We start from the raw sequence: 15,982 nt of genomic DNA, 5'->3' as shown, positions 1-15,982 counted from the left end.
GATAGAAAAAGGAAATAATCAATCAAAGTCCGAAGTGCGAAAGAAAACCTTTCAATAACATCGGATTGAGCAGGATCGGATAGACAAAGCCGAAGACCGCCCCGTAGAAGTGGGCGTTATGGTTGATGTTATCTCCCCCTTTCTTGGCCATATACTGACAATAAACAAGATAGAGAACGCCGAACAGAATGCCCGGAATCGGCAAAATGGCAAATAAGAGGATTTTCCCAAACGGATCGAACAAAATAGAAGAGAAAAGAACGGCAGAGACCGCCCCCGATGCACCTACCGAAATAAAATTCGGATTGTTACGCTGTTTCACCACATCGAAGAGGGAGGCGACGATCATGCCCCCGAAATACAATCCGATATAGGCCATAGGCCCCATCCCCATATAGGAGAAATACTTTTCGATATAGGTGCCAAACGACCAGAAGGTAAACATATTAATCAATAGATGCATGGAGTCTGCATGCACGAAGCCATGGGTGATCAAACGATACCACTCATGATTCTTAACCGTCCGGTAAGGTATAAAAGCCAGTTTCATCAACCAATTCCGATTCGAAAAGCAGTTGAAGGAAACCAGTAACGTAATTGCGATAAGTATATAGGTTATCATTTGTATTGTTTTTTTAATGGTCAAAGATACAAAAAAGGTGATAGCCGTCTATCATATTGCTTCGTTCAGTATATGAGCACTTTTGAAAATGTTAAAATATCGATTGTAAGCAAAACGCCCGTTTTGCTTACAAATCCATACGTTAAAAAGTGTTTCTCCCGGGAGTTTGTCTCCGAAGTCCCGCTTTTTTGCGCGCAAAGTCGGTCTGAAATTACAAATCGTAAATTAGGGGGTTTGACGAAAATAGATATTTTAATGTTTGTTTACATTATTGAGGTAAACGTAAAAAGGCGCCCCATAAAGGGCGCCTTTTCTATAAGATGAATATCTGTTCATTAATATCCCGGGTTTTGCCATGCTGCTTTCTGTTCGTCAGTCAGGTTGGTTCCGTCTTCGTTTTGCAACTGGTCGAGGAATGCCTGAGGAATCGGACGCAGGTTGTGCTTGTCAGCCACATTCTTGGATGCTTCCGGGTTGTACAGTTTAGCACGTTTCACCAATGTTTTCGTACGGCTCAAATCTTCCCAACGGTTCCATTCGCCCAAACATTCGCGGGTACGCTCATTCAGGAGGAAGTTAATCATACGTTCTTTATCACCGCTTACACCCATAGCAGCCAACACCGCTTCGTCTTCTGCCGGCAATTGTGTATGGCTTGCGATCTGCAGGCTGGAAGGAGCTGTTGTGCGCTCGATACCGGTTGACAGATAATAGGTACTCTTCTGAATGAATGAGGCATTAAAGGCTTCCATATTGTTCAGGATCTTTCCTGACTCGTCTTTATTCTTTTTAGGAGTTGTCGCGCTAGCGGTTGAGTTATCCGCGTCACCACCGGCCGATTTCGCAAAAGCCATAGAACCATCGGTATAGAATTCGCGGTCTTCACCCGATTTCCATTCCGCACGGGCACGCAAAGCATTTACTGTAGCAATCGCATCTGAATATTTACCCAAACGCACTTGTGCTTCCGCTTTGATCAAATAGGTTTCTCCGGTACGTGCCATGGTCACGTCACGGTGTGCGTCACTCTTTTCACCGGTACGTGAACCATCGTCGGTCTTATTGATACCGCAGAACATATTCGCTTGTGCCGCGTTACCGCTTACACCATATTGGTCCATGGCATATTTTCCTTCCAGATAGAGGGGAGCGGCGTTAGGAACCCACTTGTTTGTTTCCGGATTAACGAATGTAGAGGTATTCTTGGCTGCATTACCAAATGTACCATACGCTTTATTATCGAAGCGCTTATCATCCTTCTTGTTTAGGATAAAGACAATACCCTGATCGCCAAGAGTCGGAACCTGATCCGCAGATATACCAACAGTACTGATCACATCATCCGCTTTTTTAGCAATATGATTCAACCCATAAACCGTTTTGAACGTCTTCCACATACGAGAGTCGTTCACATTATCAAAAATTGAATAGGCATATTCTGTCGGACGACAACGTTGGAAGTCCATACCACCGATGTATTGACCACGTTGTACCCAACCTCCGGAGAAGTTAGAGAACTGCGGGTTGAAATAGTTATAGGTACGGTTACCATAACGTCCGGTTGCTGAAGAGGTGTGCTGACAAGACATCAGAATCTCATCCAGGCTTTCGTTCGCACAGTCCGTACCGGTCCATTCCGCATACAACTTAATGTAGTCACCCGCGAGCGGACAAGCTGAGATTACTTCGTCGGCCAGCGAAATCGCTTTGTTCAGGTCGGTAGAAGCGTCGTATTTGCTATTCCAGCTTTCGCAACGTTCTGATTGACGATACAACAGCGCTTTTGCCAGGAAGTGTGCCGCGGTGTATTTGGTCCACGTACCGGTTCCACGCCATTTGTTCGTAGGCAATAAATTATAAGCCTGTTCCAGGTCAGAGATAATCAACGCCAGCGTCTCATCTTCCGAAGCGCGTTCAAATGTTCTTACCACACCTTGCACCACAGATGTCTGAAGAACGACTCCTCCATACTGAGTAAACAAACGATAGTAGTTGTAAGCACGCAGGAAGTAAGCTTCACCCAAACATTTGTTACGAATGTCTTCATTGGTCACCTTGTCGGCTGAACCAATAATCGTATTGGCCGTTGAGATACCGTAGTACATCTGGTTCCATAAAGCGGAAACAGGAGGACAGTTATTGTTTGCCGCACCCAAAGCTTTGGTACAATCCAGCGGTTGCAAACGGTTATCATAAGAATTCCAGGGTTCAGCTGTCAAGTCGGCTGCACTTGTGAATTCATCTGTACCATACAACGTGATACCATAGGCCCATTCGTAACCAAAGTGCCAACGTATATTTCCGTAAAGCGCGGTAGCCAGGTCCTGAAGTCCTTGTTCCGTTTCAAAATATTGAGTCGTATAAGACGTTTTGCAGTCTTCATCCAGAAAGCTTTCGCTACAGGAAGAGAAGCCGCCTATCGCAGCTAAAGCAACGACTGCTGTGAATAATTTTCTATTTATATTTTTCATATACATTTTACTATTAAATTACTGAATCTATTAGAATCCAACCTGAATACCTAAGGTGAAACCACGGTTGTAGAAAGTTGTTCCAAGGTCTAAGTCGATAAAATCAACCGATGAATAAAGATTACCAAGATTCTTTGCTTGCGCATAGATCTTCAGGGATTGGAAGCCGATAGAACGGCATGTTTTCGGTGACAGGTTATAGCCCAAAGAGATATTACGCAGTTTGATAAAAGAGGCATCTTTGAAACCTAACAAGCTGGAATAAGAGTCACCCCCCGCTGTGCTATACACCGGCTTCTGCCAGTCCGCGTCGGTATTATCCGGTGTCCAGTAATCGATCTCACGCTGGTTGTACATACCAAACTGTCCTTCCCCACCGGTGCTGATCATATAACCAAAACGTCCGTATAATTCAACAGAGAGGTCGAAACCTTTGTAGCTGAAGGTATTCATCCATCCTAACGTCCAGTTCGGGTTTTTGTTACCTAAGATAACACGGTCGTCTTCGTCGATCTTATAATTTTTATCCTGATCCACCGGTTTGACAGTACCCGCGGAGAATTTATGGCCGTTTTCATTGAATTTTGCCATTTCAGCGGCATCCGATTCCTGCCACAAGCCATCCGAGTCATATCCGTAATGAACACCGATAGATTGACCGATAAACCAACTATTCGAGATATCATCTTCTTTACCGTTTGACAATTCAACGATTTCATCTTTCTGATAAGCAGCATTGATAGAAGAAACCCATTCAAAATCTTTTGTCTGAACTGGAACCAGGTTCAAGGTGATATCCACCCCGTGATTCTTTGTCTTCCCAACGTTAGCCAATGTAGTAGGATAACCGGTCAGGGTAGGAATACCCATAGACATCAACAGGTCATCGGTTTTTGAATGATAAATATCCAATGTACCATTCACACGTCCTCTCAGGAAGCTAAAGTCGATACCATAGTTATATTGAGTTGTTTTTTCCCAACCCAAGTCTTTGTTTGCTAAAGAAACAGATTTAGAGGTATAATAAGGTTCATTGGTGGCATACGCCTGAGTCAATGTCGAGCCAAAAGGAACAAAGAATGACTGAATATTACCTAAGGTAGAATAAGCACCTACGGCAGAGTTACCGGTAACCCCTACACCCACACGCACTTTCAACTGGTCAAGCCATTCATACGTATTTAAGAATTCTTCCTGGTCGATACGCCAGCCTAAAGCGGCAGAGGGGAAGAAGCTCCATTTGTTGCCTTTCGCCAATACGGAAGAACCATCATAACGACCGGAAACCGTCAACAGGTAACGATCCATCAACGAGTAGTTCACACGTGCCATATAAGAAGCCAATTGGTTTTCTGTCAAACCGGTGCTCATGCCCGCGCCATAGGTGGCCGCGTCCGTAATATCTACCGATCCCATATTGTACCACATGAAGTTTTCATTCGGAATCATATTCGCGCTCATGCTTCCATTTTCGCGGTTGTATTTCGACGCACTCTGCAACAAGGTTACATCAATATGGTGTTGATTGAATGTATTGCTATACATAATCATATTATCCAATGTCCAAGAGAAATGGCGTTCAGTCAGTTGACGTGCATAGTTCTTTCCACCCATCTTAGCGGCCGACTGTGAGCTAATGAAGTTACCCTGACGATAATGACGGAAGTCAGGACCGAAAGCAATCTTATAGCTAAGACCTGCTAATGGTTCCCAGATCTTTCCAAAGTCAACCAACCCATAGAAGCTACCCAACGCGCGGAATGTCTGACGGTTGTCAGTTGATTTTTTCCATTCATCGATCACAGTATATACATTCGTTGCCGAACCTGCCGGAGTCATAACGATATCACCATTATCATCGTAAGGAACAGCATAACGAGGAATCGCTTTGGCGGCATTGTAGATATCCACCGGACCTGAATTAGAGCTTTGTCCGGTACGTGAGAAACCATAATCCTGTACACTCCAGGAAGCATTCAAAGAACCTCCCGCTTTGAACCAGGGTTTTGCCTGGATATCAACAGACATAGCCGCGTTGTAACGCTCATACTCCTGCCCTTTCTGTGTTCCTTCGTTATTCAGGTAACCGAAAGAGAAGAAGGCTTGCATGTTTTCTGTACCTCCGCTTGCGCTCAACGTGTGCTCGTGAGTAAGACCTGTTTGTGTAACAAAACCTGCCCAGTCTGTATCAGACACTTTAGAACCGTCCCAAGAGTTTCCGCTCCAACCTTTATTTACATTTGCTAAAGCATAAGGGTCTCCTGAGAAATAAGCCTGGTCTTTTTCGTAATTAGGCTGATCGCCACGCGGGTTACCAACGGGATCTGTATTATGGTAAGCCCAACGACGCCAGGTGATATAATCGCTTGCGCTCATGGCCGGTGATTTATCAACCAATGATTCAAAAGTAACCGATCCGGAATAGTTCAAGCGAAGAGCACCTGCTTTACCACGTCTTGTCGTTACCAAAATAACCCCGTTCGCACCACGGGAACCGTAGATAGCTGTAGAAGAGGCATCTTTCAGGATATCGATTGACTCGATATCACGCGGATTGATGGTTTCGATACCACCCGAGTTCAAAGGAACACCGTCTACTACGTACAACGGGCTATTGGTAGCTGTCAGCGAACGGTTACCACGAATACGAACGCTACCCAGTGTACCCGGACGCTCGCTGGAGGTAATATCCACACCGGCCGCTTTACCCTGCAATGCTTCAAAGGCATTGGATACCGGCTTCACATTTAATGCTTCGGAATCAACACGTACCAAGGCTCCGGTCACGTCACTTTTCCGTTGTACACCATAACCAACCACTACCACCTCATCCAAGGTCAACAGATCTTCTTTCAACGTAATGCTGAAGTTGTTCTTTCCTGCTACAGAGATGGTTTGGGTGATATACCCGATATACGAAACATTCAACAGCGCATTATCAGCCACACCGGAAAGCGTAAACTTCCCATCCATATCTGTAATCGTACCGTTGGTGGTACCCTGTACAGAAACGTTGGCCCCGATAACGGGTTCATTCAGGTCGTCGACAACGACCCCGGTAATAGACCTTCCCTGTGCAAAGGCAAATGTCGCCGATGCCAGGAACAACATAACAATAAAAATTTTGGGGAACATGTCCGTAAGGCAAGAATGCCTCCATTTTTTTTGACTGCTTTCCATAAAGAATATTAGTTTAATAAATAAAAAATACTTCTCTCACTAAGAACTATGAATTAGTTGTGTTTCATGATTATCTAAAAATATGTTGCAAAGTTGTATAGAAATGTAAAAACAAGGAATGGCTGATTGTACAAACATCTGTACTTTTATAGTAATGTGGCAAAATGAACAATTTTACAGGTGTGTACGATTGTCAAATCTTTTTGTATGATATTCCATTTTTTTACTGCCTTTTGTGCGTTTCCTTTGCCTTTGACAAAAATCATACAAACAAATATCGTCTCATGAAAAAAATCATCACATTCATTTTATTATGCACAGTCATTTTTCCTTGCGGTATCACACAGGCTCAGGAGCTACCTGCCAGAAAAGAAATCCTTAAGACCGCTCAATCGGTCAATGGCTACTTTATGAAGAAGTATGCCGATTACACCCAGCCTTCCTATGTCAACATATTCCGTCCCAGCAATATATGGACCAGAGGAGTCTATTACGAAGGATTAATGGCTTTATACGCTATTTATCCACAGGAAGAATATTACCAATATGCCTATGAATGGGCCACGTTCCACAAATGGGGTATGCGCAACGGTACCACAACGCGCAACGCCGACGACCATTGTTGCGGGCAAACCTATATCGACCTTTACCGTATTTGCCCCGAATCACCCGAAATGCTGCGTAAGATAAAGGCCTCGATGGATATGCTGGTCAACACACCACAGGTGGACGACTGGACATGGATCGACGCCATCCAGATGGGTATGCCTATCCTGGCGAAGCTGGGTCATGACACCGGCGAACAGGGCTATTTCGATAAGATGTGGGAGATGTATGCCTACTCACGCAATACACATGGAGACAACGGCCTCTACAACCCCAAAGACGGCCTGTGGTGGAGAGATGCCGACTTCTGTCCTCCTTACCGGGAACCGAACGGAGAAGACTGTTACTGGTCGAGAGGAAACGGTTGGGTATATGCCGCCTTAGTGCGTGTCATGAATGAAATTCCTGCCGACGAAAAGCACCGCAACGATTATATCAACGATTTTCTGGCTATGAGCAAAGCCCTGAAGCAATGTCAGCGGGAAGACGGATTCTGGGATGTTAGCCTGCACGATCCTACTAACTTTGGCGGTAAAGAGACATCAGGCACCTCCCTTTTTGTCTATGGCATGGCGTGGGGCATACGTCAGGGACTGCTCGACCGGAAAGAATACCTTCCGGTCGTTGTAAAAGCATGGAATGCGATGGTGAAAGAGGCTGTTCACCCCAACGGATTCCTGGGCTATGTGCAGGGAACGGGGAAAGAACCGAAAGACGGACAGCCTGTCACCTACACCAGCCGCCCTGACTTTGAAGACTATGGCGTAGGATGCTTCCTGCTTGCGGCTACCGAAATGTACAAATTACAATAAAGGTTTTTTACCATGAAACACACAGTATTTATCTATTTATTCTTTTTTCTCGCGTTCGGAGCTGTTGCATCGGCACAGACTGCCTACAACCTGCATGACATGCAACGGGAAAAGCTGGGGCGTGGCGTAGTGGCTATTCGCCAGTCGGCCGATCAGGTTTGCATCTCCTGGCGCTATCTTTCTTCCGATCCGACGGATGTTGGTTTCCATGTCTATCGCGGTGACAAACGACTCACCGACAAACCGGTAACCACCTCCACCTGTTACTACGACAACTACACATCCGACACTTCGGCGGAGTATCGGGTGGAACCTGTTTCTTCGCAGGGAAGCGCTCTTTCTCCGTCGGGCCATTACAGGCTTCCGGCCAACGCACCTGTCGGCTATCTGAATATTCCGCTCGACAAACCGGCTGACGGCACCACACCGAGCGGTCAGCCATACAGCTATGCACCCAACGACGCCAGTATGGGCGATGTGGATGGTGATGGCGAATACGAAATTATCCTCAAATGGGATCCTTCTAACGCGCACGATAACGCGCACGACGGCTACACCGGTCCTATACTCTTCGATTGCTACCGCCTCGACGGCACCCGTCTATGGCGTATCAATATGGGGAAAAATATCCGGGCAGGAGCGCATTACACCCAGTTTATGGTGTTCGACCTCGACGGCGACAACAAAGCCGAAGTGGTGATAAAAACTTCCGACGGCACCATCGACGGCAAAGGGAATATCATTGGAGATCCCGATGCCGACTACCGGGCAGCCAACGGCCGCATCCTGACCGGTGCGGAATACCTGACGGTGTTCAGCGGCGAAACCGGTGAAGCGCTTGCGACAATCGACTATGTGCCGCAGCGTGGCAACCTGATGGATTGGGGTGATAATCATGCCAACCGGAGCGATCGCTACCTGGCTTGCGTAGCCTACTTAGACGGCAAACGCCCAAGTGTCGTGATGTGTCGCGGCTATTATACCCGCAGCGTACTGGCGGCATTCGACTGGGATGGCCGCGAGCTGAAACAACGCTGGGTGTTCGACAGCAACGATCCCCGCTGGAACAGCTATGCCGGACAAGGCAATCATAACCTCCGGGTAGGTGATGTGGATGGCGACGGATGCGATGAAATCATCTATGGCTCCTGCGCGATCGACCACGATGGTACCGGTCTCTATAATACACAGATGGGACATGGCGACGCGATGCATCTGACTCAGTTCGACCCCTCCAACCCCCGCTTGCAGGTATGGGACTGCCACGAAAACAAACGCGACGGTTCTTCCTTCCGCGATGCCGCCACGGGCGAAGTATTGTGGCAGGTAAAGAGCAATACCGACGTAGGGCGTGCCCTGGCTGCCGATATCGACCCGACCCATAAAGGGGTGGAGATGTGGTCATGGGAATCGGGAGGTCTGCGCAATCTCAAAGGCGAGGTTATCACAGCCGATATCAGTACCCTTTCGGTGAATATGGCCGTCTGGTGGGATGGCGATCTGTTGCGCGAATTATTAGACAAAAACGCCGTAAGCAAATATGACTGGGAGAAAGGCATTTGCGAGCCCCTGGCTGTGTTTGAAGGCAGCGTATCGAACAACGGCACAAAGGCGACTCCCTGCCTGCAGGGCGACCTGGTGGGTGACTGGCGTGAGGAGGTATTGCTGCGCACGGAAGACAACACGGCGCTGCGCCTGTATATGTCGACGATACCAACCGAATACCGCTTTCATACATTCCTGGAAGATCCGGTGTACCGCATCAGCATCGCCACCCAAAACGTAGCCTATAATCAGCCGACACAACCCGGATTCTATTTCGGTCCCGATCTGAAAGAAGGACTATTCCGGGGCATGAACATACAAAAGAAATCCATTCAATATTAAATAAACGTATATGTTTACAAGACTTTTATCGACCCTGTTATTACTCTTCTTTTTTATGCCCGCCGGGGCACAAAAGAAAAAAGAGACGGCCATAAACGACATGAACACGCCGTTGCATCTATTACAACCGGCTTATCAGAATCCCTACGGCATGCTCTCCATCTCGGATATAGAAGGCAGTATGGATCGCGTACTGCACTACTTAGACGCGGCCACCCCGCCCCGGGTTATCCATAAGGAGACGGGCAAAGAGATCACCGACTATGCCACGATGGATGCCAACGCCACCCTGGAACGCGGGCTTTACCGCCTGACCAGTTATGAATGGGGCGTTACCTACGCTGCCATGCTGGCGGCCGCGGAAGCCACCGGCAACAAGGCCTACCAGGAATATGTCGACAAACGCTTCTCGCTCTTAGCCGAAACAGCGCCCCATTTCCGGCGGGTGATGAATGATTACGGTGTGATCGACGGACAGATGCGTTCGTTACTTACACCTCATGCACTCGACGATGCAGGAGCCATGTGCGCCGCTATGATCAAGGCGCAACTGGCAGGCAACACGCAGGATCTTCGCCCGGTGATCGACAACTACATCAATTATATCATGTACCACGAGTACCGCCTGAACGACGGTACCTTCGCGCGCAACCGCCCGCAGAAGAACACCCTCTGGCTGGATGATATGTTTATGTCTGTTCCGGCCATCGCGCAAATGGGCAAACTGACCGGGGAGATGAAATACTTCAACGAAGCCGTGCGGCAGATAAAACAATTCTCCCAGCGTATGTTTGTTGCCGAAAAGGGGCTGTACCGCCACGGTTGGGTAGAGTCGTCGACCGACCATCCCGCTTTCCACTGGGGGCGTGCCAATGGCTGGGCTATCCTGACCCTGACAGAGGTATTGGATGTGCTTCCCAAGAGCCACCCCGACTATCAGGCGGTTCTGGAACAATACCGGGCGCATATCCGCGGCATTGCTGCCTGTCAGAGCGGCGAAGGATTCTGGCATCAGTTATTGGATCGCAACGATTCTTACTTAGAAACCTCGGCTACCGCTATTTTTGTCTATTGCATCGCCCGCGGCATCAACAACGGATGGATCGACCCGATCGCCTATGGTCCGGTAGCCCAACTGGGATGGCATGCGGTGTCTACCAAGATCAATTCCAAAGGCGAAGTGGAAGGCACCTGTGTAGGCACGGGCATGGGATTCGATCCGGCATTCTATTACTACCGTCCGGTCAATGTATATGCCGCTCACGGCTACGGACCGGTGCTCTGGGCCGGTGCGGAGATGATCAATCTATTGAAGAAACAGTTCCCCAAGATGAACGATAGCGCGGTGCAATTCTATACCACCGAGCAGACCACGACGGCACCGATCTTCAGCGTCGGACGCAACGAGCAGCCTGCCGGCAATAGCCGTATCAACGCGAACACGCCTGTTGTCTTTACCATTGGTGATTCTACCATGAAAAACGGCAGCGGTAAAGGTGACGGCGGACAATGGGGATGGGGCAATTTCTTCGAATGGTTTTTCGATACCAACCGCATCACGGTCGAAAACTTCGCCCTGGGCGGACGCAGCAGCCGTACCTTCTACACCGAAGGGCTATGGAACAAGGTGCTCAGTGGCATTCGACCGGGCGACTACTTATTGATCCAATTCGGACATAACGATGGCGGCCCTTTCAATACCGGACGCGCCCGCGCTTCGCTGAAAGGGATCGGCGAAGAGTCGGAAACATTTATCATGGCCCGCCATGGCGGACCGGAAGAGGTGTTTACCTTTGGCCATTACATGCGTATCTATATTCGCCAGGCGAAGGCACGCGGCGCGAAGGTAATCGTATTATCGCTCACGCCGGGCAATAGCTGGAAAGAGGGCAAAATGATACGCAGTAGCGAGACCTACACAAAATGGTCGCGTGAGGTAGCCGAACAGGAGGGTGTCGCATTCATAGATATGAACGACCTGGTGGCTCTCAAATTTGAGGCGATAGGGCAAGAGGCGACAGCCGATTATTTCAAAGACCGTGTACATACCAGCTTCGACGGTGCCCTGCTCAATGCCAAAGCGGCGGCTGAAGGCATCATGCAGCTCAACGACTGCGATCTGAAAGAGTATATCCTCCAGGAGTCTTTCAATCGCACCTTTACCGAAGCAGATATTCACCTTAAATAAAAACAATCATGAGAAGAGAAGCATTCAAAATGTATTTGAAACCGGGCTGCGAGGCTGAGTATGAGAAGAGACACGCGGAGATATGGCCTGAGTTGCAGCAGTTATTGTCCGATAATGGCGTATACGACTATTCTATTTTTTGGGACAAAGAGACCAATCTGCTCTTCGCCTGCCAGAAGGTTAAAGGTGAAGCCGGTTCGCAGGATATGGGAACCAATCCCATCGTACAGAAATGGTGGGACTATATGGCCGATATCATGGATACCAACCCCGACAATTCGCCGGTCTCCATTCCTTTGCAGGAGGTATTCCGGATGGAATAAATAGAAAAGGAAAATCATATCTTGTCGAATTTCGCGGATGTCGCATCAATAAAACAGATGACATCCGCGTTTTTTTTGCTTCATCCCCAGTGATATCCATTCATTGATCAATAGCGTAAACCTTTTAAGTGTAAGACAGTCCTGTCCATGCTCATCGCCGATAGAATACTTTGGGTGATAATTATTTTTCACGGCTGAAAAAACGATGAGAATTGCGTGAATTTGAGAGAGGTCTCTTTTTTTTAAATGTTAAAATATCGATTGTAAGCAAAAAGGCTATTTTACTTACAAATCCATACGTTAAAAAGTGTTTCTCCCGGGAGTTTGTCTCCAAAGTCCCTCTTTTTTGCGCGCAAACTCCATCGGAAATTACAAATCGTAAATTGGGGGTTTTGATGAAAATGGATGTTTTAACGTTTGTTTACATTATTGAGGTAAACGTAAAAAAGCATCCTTTTGTGGGGGGCAGTTCATTTGGTTGAAAGCCATACAGTGGACAGTTTTGTCCGTATTCGGACAAGTGGTGTTTTGTGTAATCGTTTTGTATTTAGTGATTTATCATTTTTGGCATACTCCTTGCTTGCTGATGGATAATAAAATCGAACAACGATATGGGAATTATACAATTAGAAGGTATTTCGAAAATATACCGCACCAAAGAGGTCGAAACGGTCGCTTTGGAGAATGTCAACCTGGAGGTGAAAGAGAAGGAGTTCCTTTCTGTGATGGGTCCTTCGGGATGTGGAAAGAGTACATTGCTCAATCTGATGGGCCTATTGGATGTGCCGGCCGAAGGGCGTGTATTGATCAACGGTACGGACACTACCGGCATGAAAGATGGTGAAATGGCAGAATTTCGTAACGAAACATTGGGCTTTGTCTTCCAGAGTTTTCATCTGATCAATTCATTGAATGTATTAGATAATGTGGAACTGCCCCTTCTCTACCGGAAATCTTCCGATAGAGAGCGGCGCGAAAAGGCGAAAGCCGTATTGGAAAAGGTCGGACTCTCGCACCGTATGCGCCATTTCCCCTCTCAACTTTCGGGCGGACAGAGCCAGCGTGTGGCCATTGCCCGTGCCATTATCGGCAATCCAAAGATCATTCTGGCCGATGAGCCGACCGGAAACTTAGATAGCCGGATGGGGGGGGAGATCATGGAGCTATTGTTTAAATTGAATCAAGAGGGAACCACCATCGTGATGGTGACCCACGACGAACATATTGCCGAATCCACCGAACGCATTGTGCGGTTCTTTGATGGACGCAGAGTGGAATAATAATTGATAATTGACAATGGACAATGGAGAATGAAAAAATATCAATTATCAATTAACAATTATCAATTATGTTACGGATTTATTACAAACAGGCCATAGAGATGCTGAAACAAAACAAGTTCATCAGTGCCATTGCCGTCATAGGCACAGCCTTGGCAATTATGATGATCATGGCGATTATTGTTTCGGATAATATAAAAATCATCAGTTTGGGGGCGGAACCCAACAGATACCGAACCTATTATGTAACAAGAGCGGTAGAACGTGATACGGTTAAAGGAAGCTGGGGCTCCGGTTTAGTTTCTTACGAACGCTACAGGGATTACCTGGCTGATCTTCAAACGCCTGAGTACACAACCGTTACGAGTTGGAGTAGTGTGTCGGTAAGCCGGGAGGGACATTCGGAAACACTGAATTTAGGTATGCGCACTACCGGAGCGGACTATTGGAAAATCTATTCTTTCCGGTTTGTTGAAGGAAAACCCTGGGGCGAAGAGGAGGTGCAGTCGGGCGTAAAGCAGGTGATATTGTCGGAAAGTACCGCGCGTGAGGTGTTTAAGGGAGAGAAAGCGCTCGGTCAAGAGGTGCTTTTGAATTCCGTGCCCTACCATGTTGTCGCGATTGTAGAGGATGTATCCAAAATATATGATATGGCCAATTCCGATCTCTGGATTCCTTACAGCAGTATAGATGGTTATCAACAACGGGGAGTGGGCACACTTTTGTATATATTAAAAAACAACGAAGACTTGCCGGCGTTGGATCGGGAGATACGAGAAGCAGAAAAAAGATATGACGCTCAGCATGAAAACAAGGTGTTGACCTTCCGGGGTCCGGCAAAACATGCCGATTACCGGCTGTCGGAACAGGCCTCCGAAAATGAACGCGCAATAGAGATCATCCGGGTAGCGCGGCGGAAATCGTTATTTATTTTTCTGATTCTTCTATTGGTTCCGGCCATCAACCTTTCCGGTTTGAGCCTTTCCCGCATGCGGAAACGAACGGAAGAGATCGGGGTACGGAAAGCCTTCGGGGCAAAGCGGCATGTTATCCTTATCCAGGTGCTTTTTGAAAACCTGATTACCTCTCTATTAGGCGGAGTGATCGGACTGTTGTTGTCCTACGGAATTATCTATCGGATGAAACATTGGTTGCTCGGCGTGTCGGAAGATAGCTTTATTCCGTTCAATGCGCTGATCTCCTGGCCTGTTTTATTATCGGTGGTTGTGGTATGTATTTTATTAAATCTTCTTTCGGCCGGAATACCAGCCTACCGGGCTTCGCGTATGAATATAGTCAATTCACTTACTCAAAATGATAAATAAATTATGATACGTCATATATGTAAAATAATCTGGAACGAGCGTAAAGCCAACGGGTGGATTTTGGTGGAGTTTATTGTTGTTTTCTGTATTCTTTGGTTTTGTTGCGATTACCTGAGTTATATCGTCAGAAGCAACAGCGAGCCAGTAGGCTTCGATATTGACCATACCTATCAGATACAGATGTCACGGAAAACACAATATGAACCGCAGGAGGGCGAAGAAACCGATCATAATGCACTGATACAGACCTTTGTCAATCGGGTCAAGCAATACCCCGGAGTAGAGAATATCGCCTTTTCCAACGCGGCAGCGCCCTATCTGGGCTCTCTCTCCCGGAGTTCCATGCAATATCTTCCGGACTCCATCTGGATAGGTGCACGGATACGTTATGTTACATCGGAATTCTTCGATGTGTTTAAGATGAAATTAGAGAGCGGACGTATTTTTAATTGGGAGGACAAGGCAGAAAGCTGGAATGTGATCGTATCGGGAAACCGCAACGGCTGTTTTGAATACACCGATGAAGACAAGAAAAAGATGGAATTGCCACTCTCGAAGATGAAAGCATTTTATAATGACTATGAAAAGAGAGAATATCCGATAATCGGTGTGGTGAATCCAACGAAAGAGGGTTCCTATTCATATTATGATCCCGGTATTTATTATCCGCTTAGCCAGGTAGATCTGAATGATGAGATTGTGATACGTGTGTCACCTCATGCTGATAAAGATTTTGCCGAACGCTTCACCAAAGAGATGCGCGAACAACTCGATCTGGGACCTTATTTCCTGAGTTCGGTCATTTCTTTGCAAAAACGGAAAGAGATGATTCTCAATTACAGTGGCATTACCGGTAATCTGAACAGTATCTATGCGATTTCCTCCTTTCTGGTAATCAATATCTTCCTGGGGCTTATCGGTACGTTCTGGTACCGGGTGCAATCGCGCCGTAGCGAGATCGGTACGCGTATTTCCATGGGAGCCTCTAAAAAGAATGTGAAGCGTATGTTGTTTGGCGAAACCCTGATATTATTGTTTATCGCCAGTTTCGTGGCGGTGAATATCTGCCTGAATATTGCGCAGACCGATTTCCTGGAAGCGATCGGATTGCCTGAATCGCAGCGTGACTATATAGGCGCCGGTATCGAACAGGATTTCATCAATTACTTTGTCACCTATCTCTTCCTGGCGGTTGTTTCCCTGTTTGCCGTCTGGTATCCCGCCCGGCAAGCCGTGTCCGTTCCACCGGCAGAGGCGCTGAGGGAAGAATAAAAAAAATTATGAATTA

General features: G+C 47.2%; 10 protein-coding genes and 1 pseudogene. 8 read left to right on the top strand and 3 right to left on the bottom strand.

Features of this window, described 5'->3' with window-relative positions; all coding sequences use genetic code 11:
• Positions 1-22: 22 nt before the first annotated feature.
• The 3 genes from M2137_RS09350 to M2137_RS09340 form a co-directional block, all read right to left on the bottom strand.
• Positions 23-622, bottom strand: coding sequence for a rhomboid family intramembrane serine protease (locus M2137_RS09350; protein WP_280766162.1), 600 nt, complete (start codon positions 620-622; stop codon positions 23-25).
• A gap of 335 nt (positions 623-957) precedes the next feature.
• Positions 958-3,093 carry a RagB/SusD family nutrient uptake outer membrane protein gene (locus M2137_RS09345; RefSeq protein ID WP_280766161.1) on the bottom strand — a complete coding sequence of 712 codons (2,136 nt, stop codon included), beginning with the start codon at positions 3,091-3,093 and terminating at the stop codon, positions 958-960.
• A gap of 30 nt (positions 3,094-3,123) precedes the next feature.
• Positions 3,124-6,204: a TonB-dependent receptor gene (locus M2137_RS09340; RefSeq protein WP_280766160.1), complete on the bottom strand. Its 3,081-nt coding sequence runs from the start codon at positions 6,202-6,204 to the stop codon at positions 3,124-3,126.
• Positions 6,205-6,557: 353 nt separating this feature from the next.
• Between M2137_RS09340 and M2137_RS09335 the strand changes: the two genes are divergently transcribed.
• The 8 genes and pseudogenes from M2137_RS09335 to M2137_RS09300 all read left to right on the top strand — a co-directional run bounded on the left by M2137_RS09335 (position 6,558) and on the right by M2137_RS09300 (position 15,966).
• On the top strand, positions 6,558-7,691 hold the full coding sequence (locus M2137_RS09335; RefSeq protein WP_280766159.1) for a glycoside hydrolase family 88 protein: 1,134 nt from the start codon (positions 6,558-6,560) through the stop codon (positions 7,689-7,691).
• Between the two features lie 12 nt (positions 7,692-7,703).
• The gene (locus tag M2137_RS09330; protein WP_280766158.1) at positions 7,704-9,578 is read left to right on the top strand and encodes a rhamnogalacturonan lyase; all 1,875 of its coding nucleotides are present in this window, start codon (positions 7,704-7,706) and stop codon (positions 9,576-9,578) included.
• A gap of 10 nt (positions 9,579-9,588) precedes the next feature.
• Positions 9,589-10,968, top strand: a pseudogene (locus tag M2137_RS09325) (glycoside hydrolase family 88 protein); the annotation flags it as partial.
• Positions 10,963-11,766, top strand: coding sequence for a rhamnogalacturonan acetylesterase (locus M2137_RS09320; RefSeq protein ID WP_280766189.1), 804 nt, complete (start codon positions 10,963-10,965; stop codon positions 11,764-11,766). The pseudogene M2137_RS09325 and the gene M2137_RS09320, both read left to right, overlap by 6 nt.
• Positions 11,767-11,774: 8 nt before the next feature.
• A complete protein-coding gene (rhaM, locus tag M2137_RS09315) occupies positions 11,775-12,089 on the top strand; it encodes an L-rhamnose mutarotase (protein WP_280766157.1) in 315 nt (104 codons plus the stop codon).
• Between the two features lie 611 nt (positions 12,090-12,700).
• The gene (locus tag M2137_RS09310; protein WP_280766156.1) at positions 12,701-13,369 is read left to right on the top strand and encodes an ABC transporter ATP-binding protein; all 669 of its coding nucleotides are present in this window, start codon (positions 12,701-12,703) and stop codon (positions 13,367-13,369) included.
• A gap of 68 nt (positions 13,370-13,437) precedes the next feature.
• Positions 13,438-14,694, top strand: a complete 1,257-nt coding sequence (locus tag M2137_RS09305) for an ABC transporter permease (RefSeq protein ID WP_280766155.1) — start codon at positions 13,438-13,440, stop codon at positions 14,692-14,694.
• Between the two features lie 3 nt (positions 14,695-14,697).
• Positions 14,698-15,966 carry an FtsX-like permease family protein gene (locus M2137_RS09300; RefSeq protein ID WP_280766154.1) on the top strand — a complete coding sequence of 423 codons (1,269 nt, stop codon included), beginning with the start codon at positions 14,698-14,700 and terminating at the stop codon, positions 15,964-15,966.
• Positions 15,967-15,982: the final 16 nt, after the last annotated feature.

The organism is Parabacteroides sp. PFB2-10, assembly GCF_029893085.1.
Taxonomy (GTDB): Bacteria; Bacteroidota; Bacteroidia; order Bacteroidales; family Tannerellaceae; genus QVMG01.
Note: the sequence above shows the minus strand (reverse complement) of the source record. Positions and strands in the feature narration are given on the sequence as shown.

Bases quoted from the DNA above. Each gene is read 5' to 3' on its own strand.
- M2137_RS09350 (WP_280766162.1), bottom strand. From the start codon at position 622: ATGATAACCTATATACTTATCGCAATTACGTTACTGGTTTCCTTCAAC.
- M2137_RS09345 (WP_280766161.1), bottom strand. From the start codon at position 3,093: ATGAAAAATATAAATAGAAAATTATTCACAGCAGTCGTTGCTTTAGCT.
- M2137_RS09340 (WP_280766160.1), bottom strand. From the start codon at position 6,204: ATGTTGTTCCTGGCATCGGCGACATTTGCCTTTGCACAGGGAAGGTCT.
- M2137_RS09335 (WP_280766159.1), top strand. From the start codon at position 6,558: ATGAAAAAAATCATCACATTCATTTTATTATGCACAGTCATTTTTCCT.
- M2137_RS09330 (WP_280766158.1), top strand. From the start codon at position 7,704: ATGAAACACACAGTATTTATCTATTTATTCTTTTTTCTCGCGTTCGGA.
- rhaM (WP_280766157.1), top strand. From the start codon at position 11,775: ATGAGAAGAGAAGCATTCAAAATGTATTTGAAACCGGGCTGCGAGGCT.
- M2137_RS09310 (WP_280766156.1), top strand. From the start codon at position 12,701: ATGGGAATTATACAATTAGAAGGTATTTCGAAAATATACCGCACCAAA.
- M2137_RS09305 (WP_280766155.1), top strand. From the start codon at position 13,438: ATGTTACGGATTTATTACAAACAGGCCATAGAGATGCTGAAACAAAAC.
- M2137_RS09300 (WP_280766154.1), top strand. From the start codon at position 14,698: ATGATACGTCATATATGTAAAATAATCTGGAACGAGCGTAAAGCCAAC.